Below are 18,014 nucleotides of genomic sequence, written 5' to 3' on the forward strand. Positions count from 1 at the left end.
GCCAGGAAGGCCCACCCCGCGCTGCTCGGGGTGGGCCTTCACCGGATCGTGCGTCAGGCGCCGGCCGCGGCCTTCAGGGCCTCGGCGCGGGCCGTGCTCTCCCACGGCAGGTCGAGCTCGGGCCGGCCGAAGTGGCCGTACGCCGCCGTCGGGGCGTAGATCGGGCGCAGCAGGTCGAGGTCGCGGATGATCGCGGCGGGCCGCAGGTCGAAGACCTCGGTGATGGCCTGCTGGATCTTCGACGGGTCGACCGTCTCGGTCCCGAACGTCTCGACGAACAGGCCGACCGGGGCCGCCTTGCCGATCGCGTACGCGACCTGCACCTCGGTGCGGGAGGCCAGGCCCGCCGCGACGACGTTCTTGGCCACCCAGCGCATCGCGTACGCGGCGGAACGGTCGACCTTCGACGGGTCCTTGCCGGAGAACGCGCCGCCACCGTGGCGGGCCATGCCGCCGTAGGTGTCGACGATGATCTTGCGGCCGGTCAAGCCCGCGTCGCCCATCGGGCCGCCGATGACGAACCGGCCGGTCGGGTTGACCAGCAGCCGCGCGCCGGAGGTGTCGATGCCCAGGCCGTCGAGCTCGGGGCCGACGACGTGCTCCTTGACGTCGACGCTGAGCATCCGGTCGAGGTCGATGCCGTCGGCGTGCTGCGAGGACACGACGACCGTGTCGAGCCGGACCGGCTGGTCGCCGGCGTACTCGATGGTGACCTGGGTCTTGCCGTCCGGGCGCAGGTACGGCAGCACGCCGTCCTTGCGGACCGCGGTCAGCCGCTTCGAGAGCCGGTGCGCGAGCGCGATCGGCAGCGGCATCAGCTCGGGGGTGTCGGAGCAGGCGTAGCCGAACATCAGGCCCTGGTCGCCGGCGCCCTGGCGGTTGATCTCGTCCTCGTCGGACTCGACCCGCGACTCGTAGGCGGTGTCGACGCCCTGCGCGATGTCGGCCGACTGGGAGCCGATCGCGACGTTGACGCCGCAGGAGTTGCCGTCGAAGCCCTTGGCCGAGGAGTCGTAGCCGATCTTCAGGATGACGTCGCGGACGATCGTGGGGATGTCGGCGTACGCCTCCGTGGTCACCTCGCCGGCGACGTGCACCTGGCCGGTGGTGATCAGGGTTTCGACCGCGACGCGGCTGCGCGGGTCCTTCGACAGCAGGCCGTCGAGGATCGAGTCGCTGATGGCGTCGCAAATCTTGTCGGGGTGCCCTTCGGTCACCGACTCCGAGGTGAACAATCTGCTGCTAGACGCGGTCACGGTGGCCGTCACTTCCTCACCTTGTCGTCGGATGCCCCGAAAGTTAGGCACCCCTTACCTGTGCAAGCGTACTGACTATCGCTCGGAGGACGGTCAACGCTTCATGAAGCTCACAACAGCGTCCCACAGAGTGGACGCCAGTTCAGCCTTCGCGCCCAGAGGTATAGGGATTTCCGTGCCGTCGGACCCGAGCAGCCAGCCCGAATTGTCCTCCGTGCCGAACGCCTTCCCGTCGCCGACGGCGTTCACCACCAGCAGATCCGCGCCTTTTCGCTTGAGCTTCACGCGGGCGTGGTCGAGGACGTCGCCGTGCTCGTCCCCGGTTTCCGCGGCGAATCCCACGACGACCTGACCGGGACGCCGGTTTCGCACCAATTCGGCGAGGATGTCGGCGTTGCGGTCGAGCGTGATCACCGGGTCGGGCTGGTCGTCCGACTTCTTGATCTTGTGGTCGGCCCGGTTCGCCGGCCGGAAGTCGGCGACGGCGGCGGCCATCACGACGACGTCGGCGCTTTCCGACGCCGCGTGCACCGCCTGACGCAGCTCCTCGGCCGTCGAGACATGCTCCACGGTCGCGCCCGCCGGGTCGGGCAGCGCGACGGTGTGCGCGGTGACCAGGGTGACCCGGGCGCCGCGCTGGGCGGCGACGCGGGCCAGCGCGTAGCCCTGCTTGCCGGACGAGCGGTTGCCGAGGTAGCGGACCGGGTCGAGGGGCTCGCGCGTGCCGCCGGCCGACACGACGACGCGGACGCCTTCGAGGTCGCGCGGGAGGGCGTCCGGGCGGGCCAGCAGCAGCTTGGCGAGGTCGACGATCTCGGCGGGGTTCGCGAGGCGGCCCTTGCCGGTGTCGACGCCGGTCAACCGGCCCGAGTCGGGCTCGGTGACGATGGCGCCGCGCGAGCGCAGCAGGGCCACGTTGTCGCGGGTCGCGGGGTGCTCCCACATCTCCGTGTGCATCGCCGGGAAGAAGGCGACCGGGCACCGGGCGGTGAGCAGGGTGTTCGTCAGCAGGTCGTCGGCGAGGCCGTGGGCGGCCTTGGCGAGGAGGTTCGCCGTGGCCGGGACGACCAGGACGAGGTCGGCTTCCTTGCCGACGCGGACGTGCTGGACCTCGGGCACCTCGGTGAACACGCCCGTGTGCACCGGGTGCCCGGAGAGGGCTTCGAAAGTCGCCGCGCCGACGAAGTTCAGCGCGGCTTCCGTGGGGACCACGCGGACGTCGTGACCGGACTCGGTCAGCCCGCGCAGGACCTCACAGGCCTTGTAGGCGGCGATCCCGCCGCCCACGCCCAGGACGACCTTGGGTTTACTCACCCTCGGTGTGCTCGAGCAGGCCGCCGTGGATCTCGCGCAGCGCGATCGAGAGCGGCTTCTCGCGCGGGCCCGGCTCGACGAGCGGGCCGACGTACTCGAGCAAACCCTCGCCCAGCTGGGCGTAGTAGTCGTTGATCTGGCGGGCGCGCTTGGCCGAGTAGATCACCAGCGCGTACTTCGAGCTGACCTTCTCGAGCAGGTCGTCGATCGGGGGGTTGGTGATGCCCTCGAGCTCTTCGGTCAAGGCGATCTGGGTGGTCACGCGTGGTGCTCCGATTCGTCGGAAGACTGATCAGTTATCAAGTTTAGCAAGTGCTCGGCCGCCTCCCGCACGTCGGCGTTGACGAGGCGGTGGTCGAACTCCCCCGCCGCCGCCAGCTCGCGCTCCGCTTCGGCCAGCCGGGCCTGCACCGCGGCCTCGCTTTCGGTGCCGCGCCCGGTGAGCCGGCCGACCAGTTCCTCCCAGGACGGCGGCATCAGCATCACCAGCCGGGCCTCCGGCATCGCCGCGCGGACCTGGCGGGCGCCCTGCAGCTCGATCTCCAGGACGGCCGGGCGGCCCTCGGCGAGGGCCTTCTCGACGGGCTCGCGCGGGGTGCCGTAGCGGTTGCCCGCGAACTCGGCCCACTCCAGCAGCCTGCCGTCGGCGACCATGGCGTCGAACTCCACCCGGTCGACGAAGTGGTAGTGCGCCCCGTCGATCTCACCGGGGCGTGCCTTGCGCGTGGTCACCGAGACGCTGAACCAGACGTCGGGCTCCAGCTTCCGCAGCTCGCCCACCACGCTCGACTTCCCGACCCCCGAAGGCCCCGATACGACGGTGAGCCGGTGCCGGGGGATGTCCCCCGCCACCGGCTCACTGCCGCGGTCGGTGCCCGGGTTCACCGGGTAGTCACGACCGGCGCCGTTCACTCGCCGCTGAACTCGGCCAGCAGCGCCTTGCGCTGCCGGTCGCCGAGGCCGCGAAGGCGACGGCTGGGGGCGATCTCCAGTCGTTCCATGGTCTGCTGCGCGCGGACCTTGCCGACGCCCGGTAGGGCCTCGAGCAGAGCCGAAACCTTCATCTTGCCGAGGACTTCGTTCTCCTCGGCCTGCTTCAGCACGTCGACCAGAGTGGTACCGCCCCGCTTCAGCCGCTCCTTCAGCTCAGCACGGATGCGGCGAGCGGCGGCGGCCTTCTCCAGCGCCGCAGCGCGCTGTTCCTCTGTCAGCTGGGGAAGTGCCACGTTTTCCTCCGGTAGTTCTCAAATCTGGGTGGGTGACGCGACGGTACCCACCCGTGAGCACCGGCCACAATGCGGGGGTGCCTGGTGGGACCCGGTTCCGGGCCCTGCTATTGGCCGTTTTCCTGCGGGTCGGCCAGCAGTTCGGCGACCCGTTCGACCGCTTGGCGCAAAGCCGCTTGCTCCGGACCGTGCTTCAGGATGTCCCGGGACGACGCGGGCAGCACGCCCGGCAGTCCGGCTCCGAAAAGCGCCTTCAAATCGGCCACAGTGGCTCCCTGGGCCCCGAAACCGGGCGCCAGCACCGGACCGTTCAGCCCGGAGAGATCCAGGTCCCCCGGCGCGATGGTGGCGCCGACGACGACCCCCACATCGCCGAGCGGTGCCGCGGATGCGTTGAGCGCCGCCGCGGAATCGACGATCGACTGCCCCACCGTGCGGCCGTCGGGGAGCTTCGCGTTCTGCACGGCGGCCGCTTCGGGGTTCGAAGTCCGCGCAAGCACGAAGATGCCGCGCCCCGCCGAGACGGCCGTTTCGGCGCATTGGGCCAAAGAGCCGAACCCGAGGTACGGCGAAACGGTGATCGCGTCGGCCGCGATCGCCGCCCCGTCGGCCACGTACGCGGCCGTGTACGCCGCCATCGTCGAGCCGATGTCGCCGCGCTTGACGTCCAGCAGCACCAGCGCACCCGCCTCGCGGGCCGTCTCGACGACCCGCTCCAGCACGCGGACGCCGGCCGCTCCGAAACTTTCGAAGAACGCCGACTGCGGCTTCACGACCGCCGCGCGGGCCGCCAGGACCTCCGTGGCGGACAGCGCGAACCGCTCCAGGCCCGACGCGTCCACCGGGAGCCCCCAGGCCTCGATGAGGCCCGGGTGGGGGTCGATCCCGGCGCACAGCGGGCCCCGGGCCGCGACGGCCTTCGCCAGCCGCGCCCCGAACCGCTCCCGCGTGCTCACGACCGCGCCTTCAGCGCCGCCTGGAGCTCCTGCAGGGACTTGACCCCGATGTCGCCCCGGATCAGCGCTTCGATGCCGTGCACGGCCGCCGCGGCGCCCTGCACGGTCGTCACGCACGGGATGTCGCGGGACACCGCCGCGGTGCGGATTTCGTAGCCGTCGACGCGCGGACCGCTGTTCCCGTAGGGAGTGTTGATCACCATGTCGACGTCGCCGTTGAGGATGACGTCCACGATGTTCGGCTCGGCTTCGGTCGAACCCTCGTAGTGCTTGCGCACGACCGTGCACGCGACCCCGTTGCGCCGCAGCACTTCCGCGGTGCCGGACGTGGCGAGGATCTCGAACCCGAGGTCCGCCAGGCGCTTCACCGGGAACACCAGCGAGCGCTTGTCGCGGTTGGCGACCGAGACGAACACGCGCCCGGACGTCGGCAGCGAGCCGTACGCGCCGCTCTGCGACTTCGCGAACGCCTTGCCGAAGGAGACGTCGACGCCCATCACCTCGCCGGTGGACTTCATCTCCGGGCCCAGCAAGGAATCCACGCCGTGGCCTTCCGGGGTGCGGAAGCGGTGGAACGGCAGGACCGCTTCCTTGACCGCGACCGGCGAGTCGGCCGGCATCCGCCCGCCGTCACCCTCGGCCGGCAGGACACCGCTCGCGCGCAGGTCCTTGATCGTCGAGCCGGTCATGATCAGCGCGGCGGCCTTGGCCAGCGGCACGGCCGTCGCCTTGGACACGAACGGCACCGTGCGCGACGCGCGCGGGTTGGCCTCCAGGACGTACAGGACGTCGTCCTTGAGCGCGTACTGGACGTTCAGGAGCCCCCGCACGCCCACCCCGCGGGCGATCGCCTCGGTGGAGCGGCGGACGGCCTGCAGGTCCGTGTGCCCGAGGGTGATCGGCGGCAGCGCGCAAGAGGAGTCGCCGGAGTGGATCCCGGCCTCCTCGATGTGCTCCATGACGCCGCCGAGGTAGAGCTCCTCGCCGTCGAACAGGGCGTCGACGTCGATTTCGATGGCGTCGTCGAGGAAGCGGTCCACCAGCACCGGGTGCTCGGGGTTGATCTCCGTCGCGCGGCTGATGTAGCCGGCCAGGGTCTCCTCGTCGTAGACGATCTCCATGCCGCGGCCGCCGAGGACGTACGACGGCCGGACGAGCACCGGGTAGCCGATCTCGTCGGCGATCCGCTTGGCGCCCTCGAAGGACGTCGCCGTGCCGTAGCGCGGTGCGGGCAGCCCGGCGTCGGTGAGGACCTCGCCGAACGCGCCGCGGTCCTCGGCCAGGTTGATCGCCTCCGGCGGCGTCCCGACCACCGGCACCCCGGCGTCGGCGAGCTTCTTCGCCAGGCCCAGCGGGGTCTGGCCGCCGAGCTGGACGATGACGCCGGCGACCGTGCCGGACGCCTGCTCGGCGTGCACGACCTCGAGGACGTCCTCGAAGGACAGCGGCTCGAAGTACAGCCGGTCGGACGTGTCGTAGTCGGTGGACACGGTTTCCGGGTTGCAGTTGACCATGACGGCCTCGAACCCGGCCTCCCGCAACGCGATCGCCGCGTGCACGCAGGAGTAGTCGAACTCGATGCCCTGCCCGATCCGGTTCGGGCCGGAGCCGAGGATGAGCACCTTCGGCTTGTCGCTCTGCGCGGCCACTTCGGACTGCGCTTCGGGGTCGGACTCGTAGGCCGAGTAGTGGTACGGCGTCTTGGCCGCGAACTCGGCCGCGCAGGTGTCCACGGTCTTGAACACCGGCCGCACGCCGAGGCGGTGGCGCAGCGCGCGGACGCCGTCCTCGCCGGCCAGTTCCGGCCGCAGGGCGGCGATCTGGCGGTCCGAGAGGCCGGTGCGCTTGGCGCGGCGGAGCAGCTCCCCGTCCAGCACGGGCGCGTCGCGGACCTCGGCGCCGACCTCGCCGATGAGGGCGATCTGGTCGATGAACCACGGGTCGATGCCGGAGGCCTCGTGGACTTCCTGCACGGAGGCGCCCAGCCGCAGCGCGCGTTCCACTTCGTACAGCCGGCCCTCTTGCGGCGTGCGCAGTGAGTCCAAAGTGGACTCCACGGTCGCGCCCTCGGGGTCGGGCAGCGTCCAGAACCCGGTCGCCTTGGTCTCGATCGACCGCATCACCTTGCCGAGCGCCTCGGGGAAGCTGCGGCCGAACGACATCGCCTCGCCGACGCTCTTCATCGTCGTGGTCAGCGTCGGGTCCGCGCCCGGGAACTTCTCGAAGGCGAACCGCGGCATCTTCACGACGACGTAGTCCAGCGCGGGCTCGAACGACGCCGGCGTCTCACCGGTGATGTCGTTCCGGATCTCGTCGAGCGTGTAGCCGATGGCGAGCTTCGCGGCGATCTTGGCGATCGGGAACCCGGTCGCCTTCGACGCCAGCGCGGAGCTTCGCGAAACGCGGGGGTTCATCTCGATGACGACCATCCGGCCGTCGGCCGGGTTGATCGCGAACTGGATGTTGCAGCCGCCGGTGTCGACCCCGACCTCGCGCAGCACCGCGATGCCGACGTCGCGCATCACCTGGTACTCGCGGTCGGTGAGCGTCATCGTCGGGGCGACGGTGACCGAGTCGCCGGTGTGCACGCCCATCGCGTCGACGTTCTCGATCGAGCAGACGACCACGACGTTGTCGCTCTTGTCGCGCATCAGCTCGAGCTCGTACTCCTTCCAGCCGAGCACGCTCTCCTCGATGAGCACCTCGGTGACCGGGGACTCGGTGAGCCCGGTGGAGGCGAGCCGCTCGAGGTCCTCGGGCGTGTGCGCCATGCCGGACCCGAGCCCGCCCATGGTGAACGACGGCCGGATGACGACCGGGAGACCCAGCTCCTTGACGGTGTCGCGGACCTCGTCCATGTCGTGGCAGACGCGGGAGCGCGGGACCTCGGCGCCGATGGTGCGCACGATGTCCTTGAACTTCTGCCGGTCCTCGCCGCGCTGGATGGCGTCGATGTCGGCGCCGATCAGCTCGACGCCGTACTTGTCGAGCACGCCGCGCTCGTGCAGCGCGACCGCGCAGTTCAGCGCGGTCTGCCCGCCGAGGGTGGCCAGAAGAGCATCGACGGGCGTACCCCGTTGACTTTCACACGCGATGACCTTCTCGACGAAGTCCGGCGTGACCGGCTCGATGTAGGTGGCGTCGGCGAACTCGGGGTCGGTCATGATGGTGGCCGGGTTCGAGTTCACCAGGGACACGCGCAGGCCTTCGCTGCGCAGCACCCGGCAGGCCTGGGTGCCGGAGTAGTCGAACTCCGCGGCCTGCCCGATCACGATCGGCCCGGAGCCGATCACCAGCACGTGCTGGATGTCCGTCCTCTTCGGCATCAGGCCTTCTTCTCCATGAGCGAAACGAAATCGTCGAACAGGGGGGCCGCGTCGTGCGGGCCGGCCGCGGCTTCGGGGTGGTACTGCACCGAGAACGCCGGGACGTCGAAGGCCCGCAGGCCCTCGACCGCGCCGTCGTTGGCGCAGTAGTGGCTGACCTGAGCCGCGCCGAAGGGCGACTCGAAGCGCTGCCCGGGCTCGCCTTCGAGGGCGAAGCCGTGGTTCTGCGCGGTGATCGCGACCCGCTGGGTCGCGACGTCGATCACCGGGATGTTGATGCCGCGGTGGCCGTAGCGCATCTTGTACGTCCCCAGGCCGAGCGCGCGGCCCAGGACCTGGTTGCCGAAGCAGATGCCGAACAGCGGGATCTCCCGGCCGAGGACCTGCTTGGTCAGCTCGGTGGCGTGCGTCGTCGTGGCCGGGTCGCCCGGGCCGTTGGAGAGGAAGACGCCGTCCGGCTCGACCGCCAGCAGCTCGTCCAGCGTCGACGTCGAGGGCAGCACGTGCACCTCGATGCCGCGCTTGACCATCTGGCGCGGGGTGTTGGACTTGATGCCCAGGTCCAGCGCGACGACCCGGAAGCGCGTCTCGCCCTCGGGCGAGATGACGTACGGCTTGGGCGTGGTGACCTGGCCGGCCAGGTCGGCACCCTCCATCTTCGGGCTGGCCAGCACCTCGGCGACCATCTCGTCGACGGTGCCCAGCGCGTCGCCGGAGAACACCCCGGCGCGCATTGCGCCGAGCTCGCGCAGGTGGCGGGTCAGCGAGCGGGTGTCGACCTCGGCGATGCCGACGATGCCCTGGTTCACCAGCTCCTCGTCCAGCGTGCGCTTCGAGCGCCAGTTGGACGGAGTGCGCGCGGGGTCGCGCACCACGTAGCCGTTGACCCAGATCCTCGAGGACTCGTCGTCCTCGTCGTTCCAGCCGGTGTTGCCGATCTGCGGCGCAGTCTGCACCACGATCTGCCCGTGGTAGGACGGGTCGGTCAGCGTCTCCTGGTAGCCGGTCATGCCGGTGCAGAACACCGCCTCGCCGAGGGTTCGCCCCTGCGCGCCGTAGGCAGCGCCGCGGAACACCCGGCCGTCTTCGAGTACCAGTGCGGCCTGAGCGCGCGCGTTCACTGGGCACCTCCCTTGATCTTGAGCTGTTCGATCCACTGTGGATAGTCGTCGAGGTCGTCGCCGCGGAAGCCGGTGTCCAGCTCGGCGTCGCCGAGCCGCCAGGTGAGCACCAGCAGCGCGTCGGTGCCCATCACCTTCCCGGCGATCTTCGTGTCCCGCCGGACGCCGGTGACGGCGTCGCGCGGGATCCAGAAGTCGGGCGCTCCCCCGCGTTCGACCGCGATCCCGTCGGCGTGCAGGCGCCACACCGCGCCGGTGCGCAGGCCCGCCCCCCGGGTGACGATCCGGTTCTGCCACTCCCCCGCGACCGTCGTCGCCAGGTAGACGCCGGTCGACTCCAGCAGCACCTCGCCGGTGTCTTCGGGGATGGCGGGGAACGGCGGCACCTGCGCGCTCTGCGAGCGGGACTTGCGCCGCCAGCCGACGTACATGCCCCAGAGGCAGAGCAGGAAGAAGGCGACGATCGCCAGCACCAGCCAAAGGCGTTCCATCAGCAGATCTTCCCGTCCCGGGCGGTGACCCGCCCGCGCAGCAGCGTGGCGGTCACCACGCCGGGCAGCCGCATTCCCTCGTACGGGGTGTTGGCCGCGATGCTGGCCAGCTCGGCGCCCCGGACCGTCCACTCGGCGTCCGGGTCGACGAGCGCCAGGTTCGCCGGCTCGCCGACCGCGATCGGCCGGCCCTGGTCGGCCAGGTTGCCGATCTCGGCCGGGCGTTCGCTCATCACGCGGGCGACGCCGCGCCAGTCGAGCAGGCCGGTCCGGACCATGGTTTCGGCCACGATCGACAGGGCCGTCTGGAGCCCGAGCATGCCCGGCCGGGCCGCGGTCCACTCGGTGTCCTTGTCCTGCACGGCGTGCGGCGCGTGGTCGGTGGCGACGCAGTCGATGACACCCTCGGCCAGGGCCGCGCGCAGCTTCTCGGCGTCGGACTCCGTGCGCAGCGGCGGGTTCACCTTGTTGACCGGGTCGTAGGTGGCCAGGCGCTCGTCGGTGAGCAGTAGGTGGTGCGGGGTGACCTCGGCCGACACCTTCGTGCCGCGGTCCTTCGCCCAGCGCAGCACGTCGGCGGTGCCCGACGTCGAGACGTGGCAGACGTGCAGCCGCGCGTTGGCGTGGAGCGCCAGGAGGCAGTCGCGGGCGACGATGGACTCCTCGGCGGCGGCGGGCCAGCCGGTGTAGCCCAGCCGGGCCGCGCGCTCGCCCTCGTGGGCCTGGGCGCCGACGGTCAGCCGCGGCTCCTCGGCGTGCTGCGCGATGACGGCGTCCAGCGCCGTCGAGTACTCCAGCGCGCGGCGCATGAGCAGCGGGTCGGCGACGCAGAGGCCGTCGTCGGAGAACACCGTCACCCGGGCCTGCGCATTCGCCATGGTGCCCAGCTCGGCGAGCTTCTCGCCCTTGAGCCCGACGGTGACCGCGCCGACCGGGTGGACGTCGACCAGGCCGACCTCCTGCCCGCGCCGCCACACGTGGTCGACGACCACGGCGTTGTCGGCGACCGGGCTCGTGTTGGCCATGGCGAACACCGCGGTGTAGCCGCCGAGCGCCGCCGCGGCCGAGCCGGTGTCGATGGTCTCGGTGTCCTCGCGGCCGGGTTCGCGCAGGTGGGTGTGCAAGTCGACGAAGCCGGGCAGCAGCACCTGACCGGCGGCTTCGATGATCTCGGCGTCTTCGGGTGCTTGGACGGTGCCGATCCCGGTGATCACCCCGTCCTCGACCAGGACGTCGACCGGGTCACCCTCTCCGTACGGGCGGGCGCCCTTGATCACGGTGCTCACGCAGCGGCTCCTTCGCTGGCCAGGAGGTGGTAGAGGACCGCCATGCGCACGTGGACGCCGTTGCGGACCTGTTCGGTGATGGCCGAGGCCGGGGAGTCGGCGACCGCGCTCGCGATCTCCATCCCGCGCAGCATCGGGCCGGGGTGCAGCACGACCGCGTGGTCCGGCAGCAGCTTCTGCCGCTTTTCCGAGAGGCCGTACGCGATCGAGTACTCGCGCGCGCTCGGGAAGAACCCGCCGTGCATCCGTTCCGCCTGGACCCGCAGCATCATCACCGCGTCGACCGCGGGCAGCTCGGCGTCCAGGTCGTGCGAGACGGTCACCGGCAGGCTCTCGACGCCGTAGGGCAGCAACGTCGGCGGCGCGACGAGCACCACCTCCGCGCCGAGCGCCGAGAGCAGGTGGATGTTCGAGCGGGCGACGCGGCTGTGCAGGACGTCCCCGACGATCGCGACCCGGCGGTCCTTCAGCGAGCCGAGGCGCTCGCGCAGGGTCGCCGCGTCGAGCAGCGCCTGCGTCGGGTGCTCGTGGGTGCCGTCGCCGGCGTTGACCACCGAGGTGCCCGGCTCGGCCAGCCACTCCGAGAGCCGCTGGGCGGCGCCGCTGGCGGGGTGCCGGACGATCACGCAGTCGGCGCCCGCGGCGGCCAGCGTCAGGGCCGTGTCGCGCAGGGATTCGCCCTTGTTGACCGAGGAGCTGGACGCGGAGACGTTGATCACGTCCGCGCTCATCCACTTCCCGGCGATCTCGAACGACACCCGCGTGCGGGTCGAGTTCTCGTAGAACAGGGTGATCACCGTGCGGCCGCGCAGCGTCGGCAGCTTCTTGACCTCGCGCCCGAGCAGCGTGTGCTTCAGCTCGTCGGCGGTGTCGAGCACGGCCGTGGCGACCGCCGGGTCCAGGCCGTCGGTGGCGAGCAGGTGCTTCACGAGTCCTCTCCAGGGGCTTCCGACGGGCGCAGCAGCACCGCGTCGCGGCCGTCGATCTCGGCCAGCAGGACGGACACACCCTCGGTGCGCGCGGTCGGGACGTTCTTGCCCACGTAGTCGGCGCGGATCGGCAGCTCCCGGTGACCGCGGTCGACCAGCACGGCCAGCTGCACCGCGCGGGGGCGGCCGTGATCACGGAGGGCATCGAGCGCGGCCCGGATCGTCCGGCCGGAGAAGAGCACGTCGTCGACCAGGATCACCACACGGTCGTCGATGCCGTCGGCGGGCAGCTGCGTCTGCTCGAGCGCGCGCGGCGGGCGGCGGCGGAGGTCGTCCCGGTAGAGGGTGATGTCGAGGGCGCCGGCGGGCGGCCGGACCCCGGAGAACTCGCCGATCTTGTCGGCCAGCCGGACGGCGAGCGGGGTGCCGCGGGACGGGATCCCGAGCAACACGGGCGGGGTAGTGCTTTCCGCACCGTTCGCGGTCTTTTCGATGACCTGATGGGCCATTCGGGCGATCGTGCGCGCGACATCGCCGGCCGTCAGGAGCTCGCGCTCCCCGGCCGAACCAGCCGCGCCACGCGGACGTGACGACACTTCGGACTCCTTCCCCGCCTCACCGGACGGGTCCTTAAAGGACGTCTGTTCCCCTGCTGGTCGGGGCTTTCCCACCGACAGTAGCAGGCACTTTGCTCAGTCTTACGGGTGGTGTGGCGTGATTCGCGGCAAGCTCGCGCTTGACCTGGTGACAACAATGCGTAACCATTACTCTGAGTATTCGACTCGAAGAGTCCCCTGGACCGGTCACCCCGACCGGGAGGGGGTGGAGAACGGAGAACGACCAGATGGGCGATTACGCCAAGGCGCTCGGGGCCAAGCTCCGCGGGATCCGCCAGCAGCAGGGCCTGTCCCTGCACGGGGTCGAGCAGAAGTCCGGTGGGCGCTGGAAGGCCGTCGTCGTCGGCTCGTACGAGCGTGGCGACCGTGCCGTCACGGTGCAGAAGCTGGCCGAGCTGGCCGACTTCTACGGTGTGCCGGTGGTCGAGCTGCTGCCCGAGGGCCGGGTCCCCTCCGGTGCCGAGCCCGCCACCAAGATCGTCATCAACCTCGAACGCCTGCAGCAGCTGCCGGCCGAGAAGGTGGGCCCCCTGGCCCGCTACGCGGCGACGATCCAGAGCCAGCGCGGCGACTACAACGGCAAGGTGCTCTCGATCCGCACCGAGGACCTGCGGTCCCTGGCGATCATCTACGACATGACCCCGGGCGAGCTCACCGAGCAGCTCATCGACTGGGGCGTCCTGCCGCCGGAGGCCCGTCCTTCCAAGGAGGACTGATCGCCGGATGTGCTGTGACCGACGCAGTGAGCGTTCCCGGCGGGGCACCGGAGACGCTCACTGACTCGTCGGGGGGCACGCAGCACCCGGATGTTCTTCTCTTCGTCAGAGCACGGCGCGGAGGCGGTCGGCGATCGTGCCGATCCGGCCCAGCACGCCGTTGACGAACCGCGGCGAGTCGTCCGTGGACAGCTCCTTCGCCAGGCCGACGGCCTCGTCGATCGCGACCGGGTCCGGCACGTCCTCGGCCCAGAGCAGCTCGTAGACCCCGACCCGCAGCACCGCGAGGTCGACCTTCGGCATCCGCTCCAGGGTCCAGCCCTGCGCGTGCTCGGCCAGCAGCTCGTCGATCTGCGCCTTCCGGGCGGTCACGCCCTCGACCAGGCTGATCGTGTAGTCCGCGATCGGGTCGACCTCGGTCGCGCCGACGCGGTCGGCCAGCAGCGACACCGCGTCGGTGTCGCGCTGCACGGCCTCGTACAGCATTTCCACCGCGCGGCGGCGCGCCTGCCTGCGGCTGATCGCGCCGCCGCGGTTCGGGTGGGGCTTCGAAGTCGGCATCAGCTGGAGACGCGGCCCAGGTAACGGCCGTCGCGGGTGTCGACCTTGATCTTCTCGCCGGTGGACAGGAACAGCGGGACCTGGATCTCCGCGCCGGTCTCCAGCGTCGCCGGCTTGGTGCCGCCGGTCGAGCGGTCGCCCTGCAGGCCCGGGTCGGTGTGCTGGATGATGATCTCGACCGACGTCGGGAGCTCGACGTACAGCGGCTCGTTCTCGTGCACCGCGACCTGGACCTCGGTGTTCTCGAGCATGTAGTTGGCGTTGTCGCCGACGACCTCGGCCGGGACCGTGATCTGGTCGTAGGTGTCGCCGTCCATGAAGACGAAGTCGGCGCCGTCCTTGTACAGGTACGTCATGTTCCGGCGGTCCACCGTGGCCGTGTCGACCTTCGTGCCCGCGTTGAACGTCTTGTCGACCACCTTGCCGGTGAGCACGTGCTTGAGGGTCGTGCGCACGAAGGCGCCGCCCTTGCCCGGCTTGACGTGCTGGAACGCGGTGACGGTCCACAGCTGGCCCTCGAGGTTGAGGACGAGCCCGTTCTTCAGGTCGTTGGTCGTGGCCACGAGCTTGCAGTCTCCTGTGTCGATCTACGGTTCGCGGCCGCTGTCAGACGACCACGAGGTTCTTGGTGCTCAGGGTGAGGAGTTCGGGCTCCCCAGCCCGCACGACGAGCGTGTCCTCGATGCGCACGCCACCGCGCCCCGCGAGGTAGACGCCGGGCTCGACGGTGACCGCCATACCGGCGGACAGTGTACCGACGCCCGTGGCGGCGAAGCTGGGCGCCTCGTGGATCTGCAGGCCGACGCCGTGCCCGAGCCCGTGGGCGAAGTGCTCGCCGTGGCCCGCGTCCGCGATCACCTTCCGCGCCGCGGCGTCCACATCGGACACCTCGGCGCCCGGCACGACGGCGTCGACCCCGGCCGCCTGGGCGGCGTGCACGAGGTCGTACACCTCCCGCTGCCAGTCCGCGGGCTCGCCGAGGACGAAGGTGCGGGTCATGTCCGAGTGGTAGCCGTCGACGGTCGCGCCGAAGTCCATCTTCACGAAGTCGCCGCGCTTGAGCTCGGCGTGCGTCGGCTGGTGGTGCGGGATGGCCGAGTGCGCGCCGGCGGCGATGATGGAGGCGAAGCTGGGCTCGCTCGAGCCGTGCTCCAGCATCCGGTTCTCCAGGTCGCGGGCGATGTCCAGCTCGGTCCGCCCGGGGCGCAGGCCGCCCGCGGCGACGAGGTCGTCGAGCGCCCGGTCGGCGGCGGCGCACGCCTGGCGCAGCGCGTCGATCTCGGCTTCGTCCTTGACCAGGCGCAGCCGCTCCACGAGGCCGGGAGAGCGTTCGAGGGCCACGTCCTTCTTGAGGGCCTCGTACTCTTCGACGCTGACGTGCTGGCTCTCGAAGCCGACGCGCCCGTAGGTCTTGGCGTCCTTCGCGGCTCTGGCGACGAGGGCGGCGGCGCTGGCCCGGTCGACGACCTTGTCGAGGTCGGGCACCTCGGCGGCCGACTGGGTCGTGTAGCGGCCGTCGGTGCAGAAGAGCGTCTTCGCGTCACCCTCGGCGTGCAGCAGCACGGCGGCGTTCGACCCGGTGAACCCGGTGAGGTAGCGGATGTTGAGCAGATCGGTGACCAGCAGCGCGTCCAGGCCGGCTTCGGTCAGAAGCCCGCGCAGCGCCGCCCGGCGTCGTCCATGGGTTTCAGGCACGGGCCCAGCCTAGTGGGCGCTTGCCGGGCAACTCGCCAGTAACCTGGCCTACACTCCGCAGGATGAGCGCTTGGGTGATCCGCGGACTCGGGATGGCGCTGCTGCACGGCGTGGCGCTGACGCTGCTGGCCAAGTACGCCGTCTACCACCCGACGGACCAGACGCTGATGACCTCGGTGGCCCTGGCGGTCCTGGTCGGCGCGGCGGCGCTGTGGAGCGCGTTGGACGCGTGGCGGGGGCTGCCGGATCGCGGCCGCGCGTGGTTCATCGCGGCGCTGGTGGCGGGAGTCGTGTCGGGGATCCTGTACGTGATCGGCCGGGCGGTGTTCGTCGACCAGACGGGGGTTTCGGAGCTGGGCGCCGCGTTGACCGGAGGGGCGGCGTTTTCGGCGTTGCTGGTGCTGATCCCCGCCGGGTTGGGGCTGTTCGTGGGCGGGCGGATCGGACGTGCCCGGCCGGTGGATGAAGAGCCTCGCGAGGTGCCGTCGCCTCGGCCTCGAAGTGGGGAGGCTTCGCCTTCGCCGCGCTCGCGCCGGCCGGTCGAGTCTTCCGGCGAAGCGCCTTCGCCCCGGCCCCGACGGCGAGCTGAGCCGTCCGAGGAAGTCTCGCCCCGACCGCGCCGGCGAGCTGATGACTCCGGCGAAGAAGCCTCGCCGCGGCCCCGCCGGCTTGGTCAGCGAAGCCGGGAACCCCGCGTCTAGCTGCTCACCGGCCGGCCCGGTCACCGGCGCGCTCGCCTGACCGGCCGAACCCGCCACAAGGGCCCTCGAACCCTGTCCCAGGCCCGGCTCGGCGGCGCTGAACTGGCTGAACACCCGGCTCCAGCCTGCTCGCCCGCACAGCGGCCCTCGCTGGCCGAACCCGCCGCCGACGGAGCAGCCCTGGCCTGCTCGCCCAGCCGAGTCACCATCGCACTCGTTCGAGCGGCCGACCGCGAGCGCTGTGTCAGCCGACCAGTGAGGGGCCTTGCTGGGCGCCGTCCCACTGGGCGTCTGTCACCGGCTTTGTCGCCGAGCCGTTGCCGGCCACTATTCCGCCGTCCGGGATGCGCCACAGGCGGCGGTCGTCGAGGACCAGTGCCAAGCCGCGGCCCGGGGCCTGGAGCGCGTCCGCGCCGGAGCGCAGCCGCGTTGCCACCGGGAGCCCCGCCACCTCGGGCGGCTCCTTCTCCAGCAACTCTCCGGCCAGAGCCGCCGCGACCCCGCGCCGGTCCACCCGCACCCGCTGCCCGGCGCGGACCAGGTCCATCGTGCGGTCGGGCGAGGGCATCGTCACGCCGTCGAACGTCGCGGCCACCCGGCTCGCGCTCGCGCAGGCCTGGCTGCCCACCAGGTCGAGCCCGTAGTGCCGCAGATCGGTCGGCGCCCCGGCGGAGCCGATGACCGTCGCGCGCACGACGTCGAGCGGCACCCGGTCGCACGGCACGGCCGACGACAGCGGTGCGTGCCCGTCCGCGCGCCGCACCAGCCCCGGCCCCTCCTTCCAGGGGCCCGGGACGACCACCGGCTTGTACGGGTTCTCGGTGAAGTCCGCGGTCCAGAACGTCAGCGTGGTCCCTGTGTCGGTCTCGTGCGCGATGACGAACGCGTCCAGCGCGCCCACCCACATCAGGTCCGCGCTGAACCCCTCGACGACCGAACGGCCGCGCGGCGCCGACGTCGTCGCGACCGGCACGAACCCGCCGACGTCGAGCGCCTGCACCCCGGAGCCGAACGCGGGATCGCGCGACCGGAGCACGAACTGCCCGGCCCCGTTCCACGCGGCGGCGCGGCCGGTGGTGTCGGTGAACATCAAGTAGAACCAGCCGTCGAGGTAGACGGCCGAGGGCTGGCCGGCGCCGTAGACGTTGTCGCGGTGCACGTCGTGCGACGGCCCGAGGATCGGTTTCCCGCCCGCGGCGCGGGTCCAGTGGACGCCGTCCGGGCTGGTGGCGAGCCCGACGGCGTTGCCGAGCGCGTGGTCGCCCGCCGCCCCGGTGTAGTAGAGGTAGTAGGTCGTGCCGACGCGCAGCACGGACGGGTCGCAGGTGTGCATGCCGTCGAACTGCCCGGGCGCCCCGGAGAAGACGGCGGCCGGGATCCCGCCGCCGGGCCCGGTGAACGGCCCGTCGATCGACTGGGCCTGGGCGTAGAGGATGTCGTCGCCGGCGGGTCCGGCGCCGCCGTACTGGCTGCACCACCACATCCGGGTCTGCCCGCGGTCGAGCATGACGGAGGGTCCGTAGTTGTAGACGGCGTCCGCCCCACCGGCGGCGATCACGCCGCCACTCTGCCGGGGGTCACCCGAAGCGAGCTTGACATCGACAGGCCGAGGCGCAGCGGAGGTCTTGCCGCCCGCGATGGCGGGTTTGTCCCCCGCGGCTTGGGGCTGGGCGTAACCCTCGGTGCACCCGGCGACGAGCAGCCCGGCCAGAACACTGGCGAGCAAGGCACGAGCGGGTCGCCGACCCCCACGACGAAACGGGCGCACGACATCGGAGTGTAGCGAGAGCCGCCCCGTACGGGTGACGGCACGCCTGGT

The 18,014-nt window shown here is 71.3% G+C and carries 17 protein-coding genes and 1 pseudogene; 2 read left to right on the plus strand and 16 right to left on the minus strand.

The features are described from left to right. Window positions 1-53: 53 nt before the first annotated feature. The 12 genes from metK to pyrR form a co-directional block, all read right to left on the minus strand. Window positions 54-1,256 (minus strand): methionine adenosyltransferase, encoded by a 1,203-nt coding sequence (metK, locus tag ACZ7OH_RS22910; protein WP_470282881.1) that lies wholly within the window; start codon window positions 1,254-1,256, stop codon window positions 54-56. A 93-nt stretch (window positions 1,257-1,349) separates the two neighbouring features. Then, window positions 1,350-2,570, minus strand: a complete 1,221-nt coding sequence (gene coaBC / locus ACZ7OH_RS22915; protein ID WP_470282626.1) for a bifunctional phosphopantothenoylcysteine decarboxylase/phosphopantothenate--cysteine ligase CoaBC — start codon at window positions 2,568-2,570, stop codon at window positions 1,350-1,352. Continuing rightward, window positions 2,563-2,832, minus strand: a complete 270-nt coding sequence (gene rpoZ, locus ACZ7OH_RS22920; RefSeq protein ID WP_470282627.1) for a DNA-directed RNA polymerase subunit omega — start codon at window positions 2,830-2,832, stop codon at window positions 2,563-2,565. Before rpoZ ends, coaBC begins: the two co-directional genes overlap by 8 nt. Further along, entirely contained in the window at window positions 2,829-3,482 is a 654-nt protein-coding gene (gmk, locus tag ACZ7OH_RS22925; RefSeq protein WP_470282628.1) for a guanylate kinase, read from the minus strand. The genes rpoZ and gmk overlap by 4 nt, the downstream gene beginning before the upstream one ends. Next, window positions 3,479-3,796 (minus strand): integration host factor, actinobacterial type, encoded by a 318-nt coding sequence (gene mihF / locus ACZ7OH_RS22930; RefSeq protein ID WP_003096398.1) that lies wholly within the window; start codon window positions 3,794-3,796, stop codon window positions 3,479-3,481. Before mihF ends, gmk begins: the two co-directional genes overlap by 4 nt. Before the next feature lie 107 nt (window positions 3,797-3,903). After that, window positions 3,904-4,752, minus strand: a complete 849-nt coding sequence (gene pyrF / locus ACZ7OH_RS22935; RefSeq protein ID WP_470282629.1) for an orotidine-5'-phosphate decarboxylase — start codon at window positions 4,750-4,752, stop codon at window positions 3,904-3,906. Then, window positions 4,749-8,078: a carbamoyl-phosphate synthase large subunit gene (gene carB, locus ACZ7OH_RS22940; RefSeq protein ID WP_470282630.1), complete on the minus strand. Its 3,330-nt coding sequence runs from the start codon at window positions 8,076-8,078 to the stop codon at window positions 4,749-4,751. Before carB ends, pyrF begins: the two co-directional genes overlap by 4 nt. Continuing rightward, window positions 8,078-9,199, minus strand: coding sequence for a glutamine-hydrolyzing carbamoyl-phosphate synthase small subunit (gene carA, locus ACZ7OH_RS22945; protein ID WP_470282631.1), 1,122 nt, complete (start codon window positions 9,197-9,199; stop codon window positions 8,078-8,080). The genes carB and carA overlap by 1 nt, the downstream gene beginning before the upstream one ends. Continuing rightward, a complete protein-coding gene (locus ACZ7OH_RS22950; RefSeq protein ID WP_400889964.1) occupies window positions 9,196-9,690 on the minus strand; it encodes a PH-like domain-containing protein in 495 nt (164 codons plus the stop codon). The genes carA and ACZ7OH_RS22950 overlap by 4 nt, the downstream gene beginning before the upstream one ends. Beyond that, complete coding sequence (locus ACZ7OH_RS22955; RefSeq protein WP_470282632.1) at window positions 9,690-10,976, minus strand: dihydroorotase; 1,287 nt, start codon at window positions 10,974-10,976, stop codon at window positions 9,690-9,692. Before ACZ7OH_RS22955 ends, ACZ7OH_RS22950 begins: the two co-directional genes overlap by 1 nt. Then, window positions 10,973-11,905 (minus strand): aspartate carbamoyltransferase catalytic subunit, encoded by a 933-nt coding sequence (locus ACZ7OH_RS22960; protein WP_400880152.1) that lies wholly within the window; start codon window positions 11,903-11,905, stop codon window positions 10,973-10,975. Before ACZ7OH_RS22960 ends, ACZ7OH_RS22955 begins: the two co-directional genes overlap by 4 nt. Then, window positions 11,902-12,501: a bifunctional pyr operon transcriptional regulator/uracil phosphoribosyltransferase PyrR gene (gene pyrR, locus ACZ7OH_RS22965; protein WP_400889960.1), complete on the minus strand. Its 600-nt coding sequence runs from the start codon at window positions 12,499-12,501 to the stop codon at window positions 11,902-11,904. Before pyrR ends, ACZ7OH_RS22960 begins: the two co-directional genes overlap by 4 nt. Before the next feature lie 248 nt (window positions 12,502-12,749). Between pyrR and bldD the strand changes: the two genes are divergently transcribed. Then, entirely contained in the window at window positions 12,750-13,238 is a 489-nt protein-coding gene (gene bldD, locus ACZ7OH_RS22970) for a transcriptional regulator BldD (protein ID WP_003096372.1), read from the plus strand. Between the two features lie 105 nt (window positions 13,239-13,343). Here the strand turns inward: bldD and nusB are convergent, their stop codons facing one another. From nusB to ACZ7OH_RS22985, 3 genes are read right to left on the minus strand one after another with little or no spacing between them, the layout of a single operon-like run. Continuing rightward, window positions 13,344-13,799 (minus strand): transcription antitermination factor NusB, encoded by a 456-nt coding sequence (gene nusB / locus ACZ7OH_RS22975; protein WP_470282633.1) that lies wholly within the window; start codon window positions 13,797-13,799, stop codon window positions 13,344-13,346. Continuing rightward, entirely contained in the window at window positions 13,799-14,362 is a 564-nt protein-coding gene (efp, locus tag ACZ7OH_RS22980) for an elongation factor P (protein WP_160703070.1), read from the minus strand. The genes nusB and efp overlap by 1 nt, the downstream gene beginning before the upstream one ends. A 43-nt stretch (window positions 14,363-14,405) precedes the next feature. Further along, entirely contained in the window at window positions 14,406-15,494 is a 1,089-nt protein-coding gene (locus ACZ7OH_RS22985; protein WP_400889958.1) for a M24 family metallopeptidase, read from the minus strand. Window positions 15,495-15,586: 92 nt separating this feature from the next. On the opposite strand from ACZ7OH_RS22985, the pseudogene ACZ7OH_RS22990 reads away from it, so the two are divergent. Continuing rightward, window positions 15,587-15,967: pseudogene (locus tag ACZ7OH_RS22990) on the plus strand (B-4DMT family transporter); the annotation flags it as partial. Window positions 15,968-16,439: 472 nt separating this feature from the next. Here ACZ7OH_RS22990 and ACZ7OH_RS22995 read toward each other — a convergent pair. Then, window positions 16,440-17,921: a glycoside hydrolase family protein gene (locus ACZ7OH_RS22995; protein WP_470282634.1), complete on the minus strand. Its 1,482-nt coding sequence runs from the start codon at window positions 17,919-17,921 to the stop codon at window positions 16,440-16,442. Between the last annotated feature and the right edge of the window lie 93 nt (window positions 17,922-18,014).

It is taken from the genome of Amycolatopsis sp. NPDC114478 (genome assembly GCF_055633805.1).

Excerpts from the sequence above, each read along its gene's own strand:
- ACZ7OH_RS22950 (WP_400889964.1), bottom strand. The coding sequence starts at position 9,690 with ATGGAACGCCTTTGGCTGGTGCTGGCGATCGTCGCCTTCTTCCTGCTC.
- carB (WP_470282630.1), bottom strand. The coding sequence starts at position 8,078 with ATGCCGAAGAGGACGGACATCCAGCACGTGCTGGTGATCGGCTCCGGG.
- bldD (WP_003096372.1), top strand. The coding sequence starts at position 12,750 with ATGGGCGATTACGCCAAGGCGCTCGGGGCCAAGCTCCGCGGGATCCGC.
- nusB (WP_470282633.1), bottom strand. The coding sequence starts at position 13,799 with ATGCCGACTTCGAAGCCCCACCCGAACCGCGGCGGCGCGATCAGCCGC.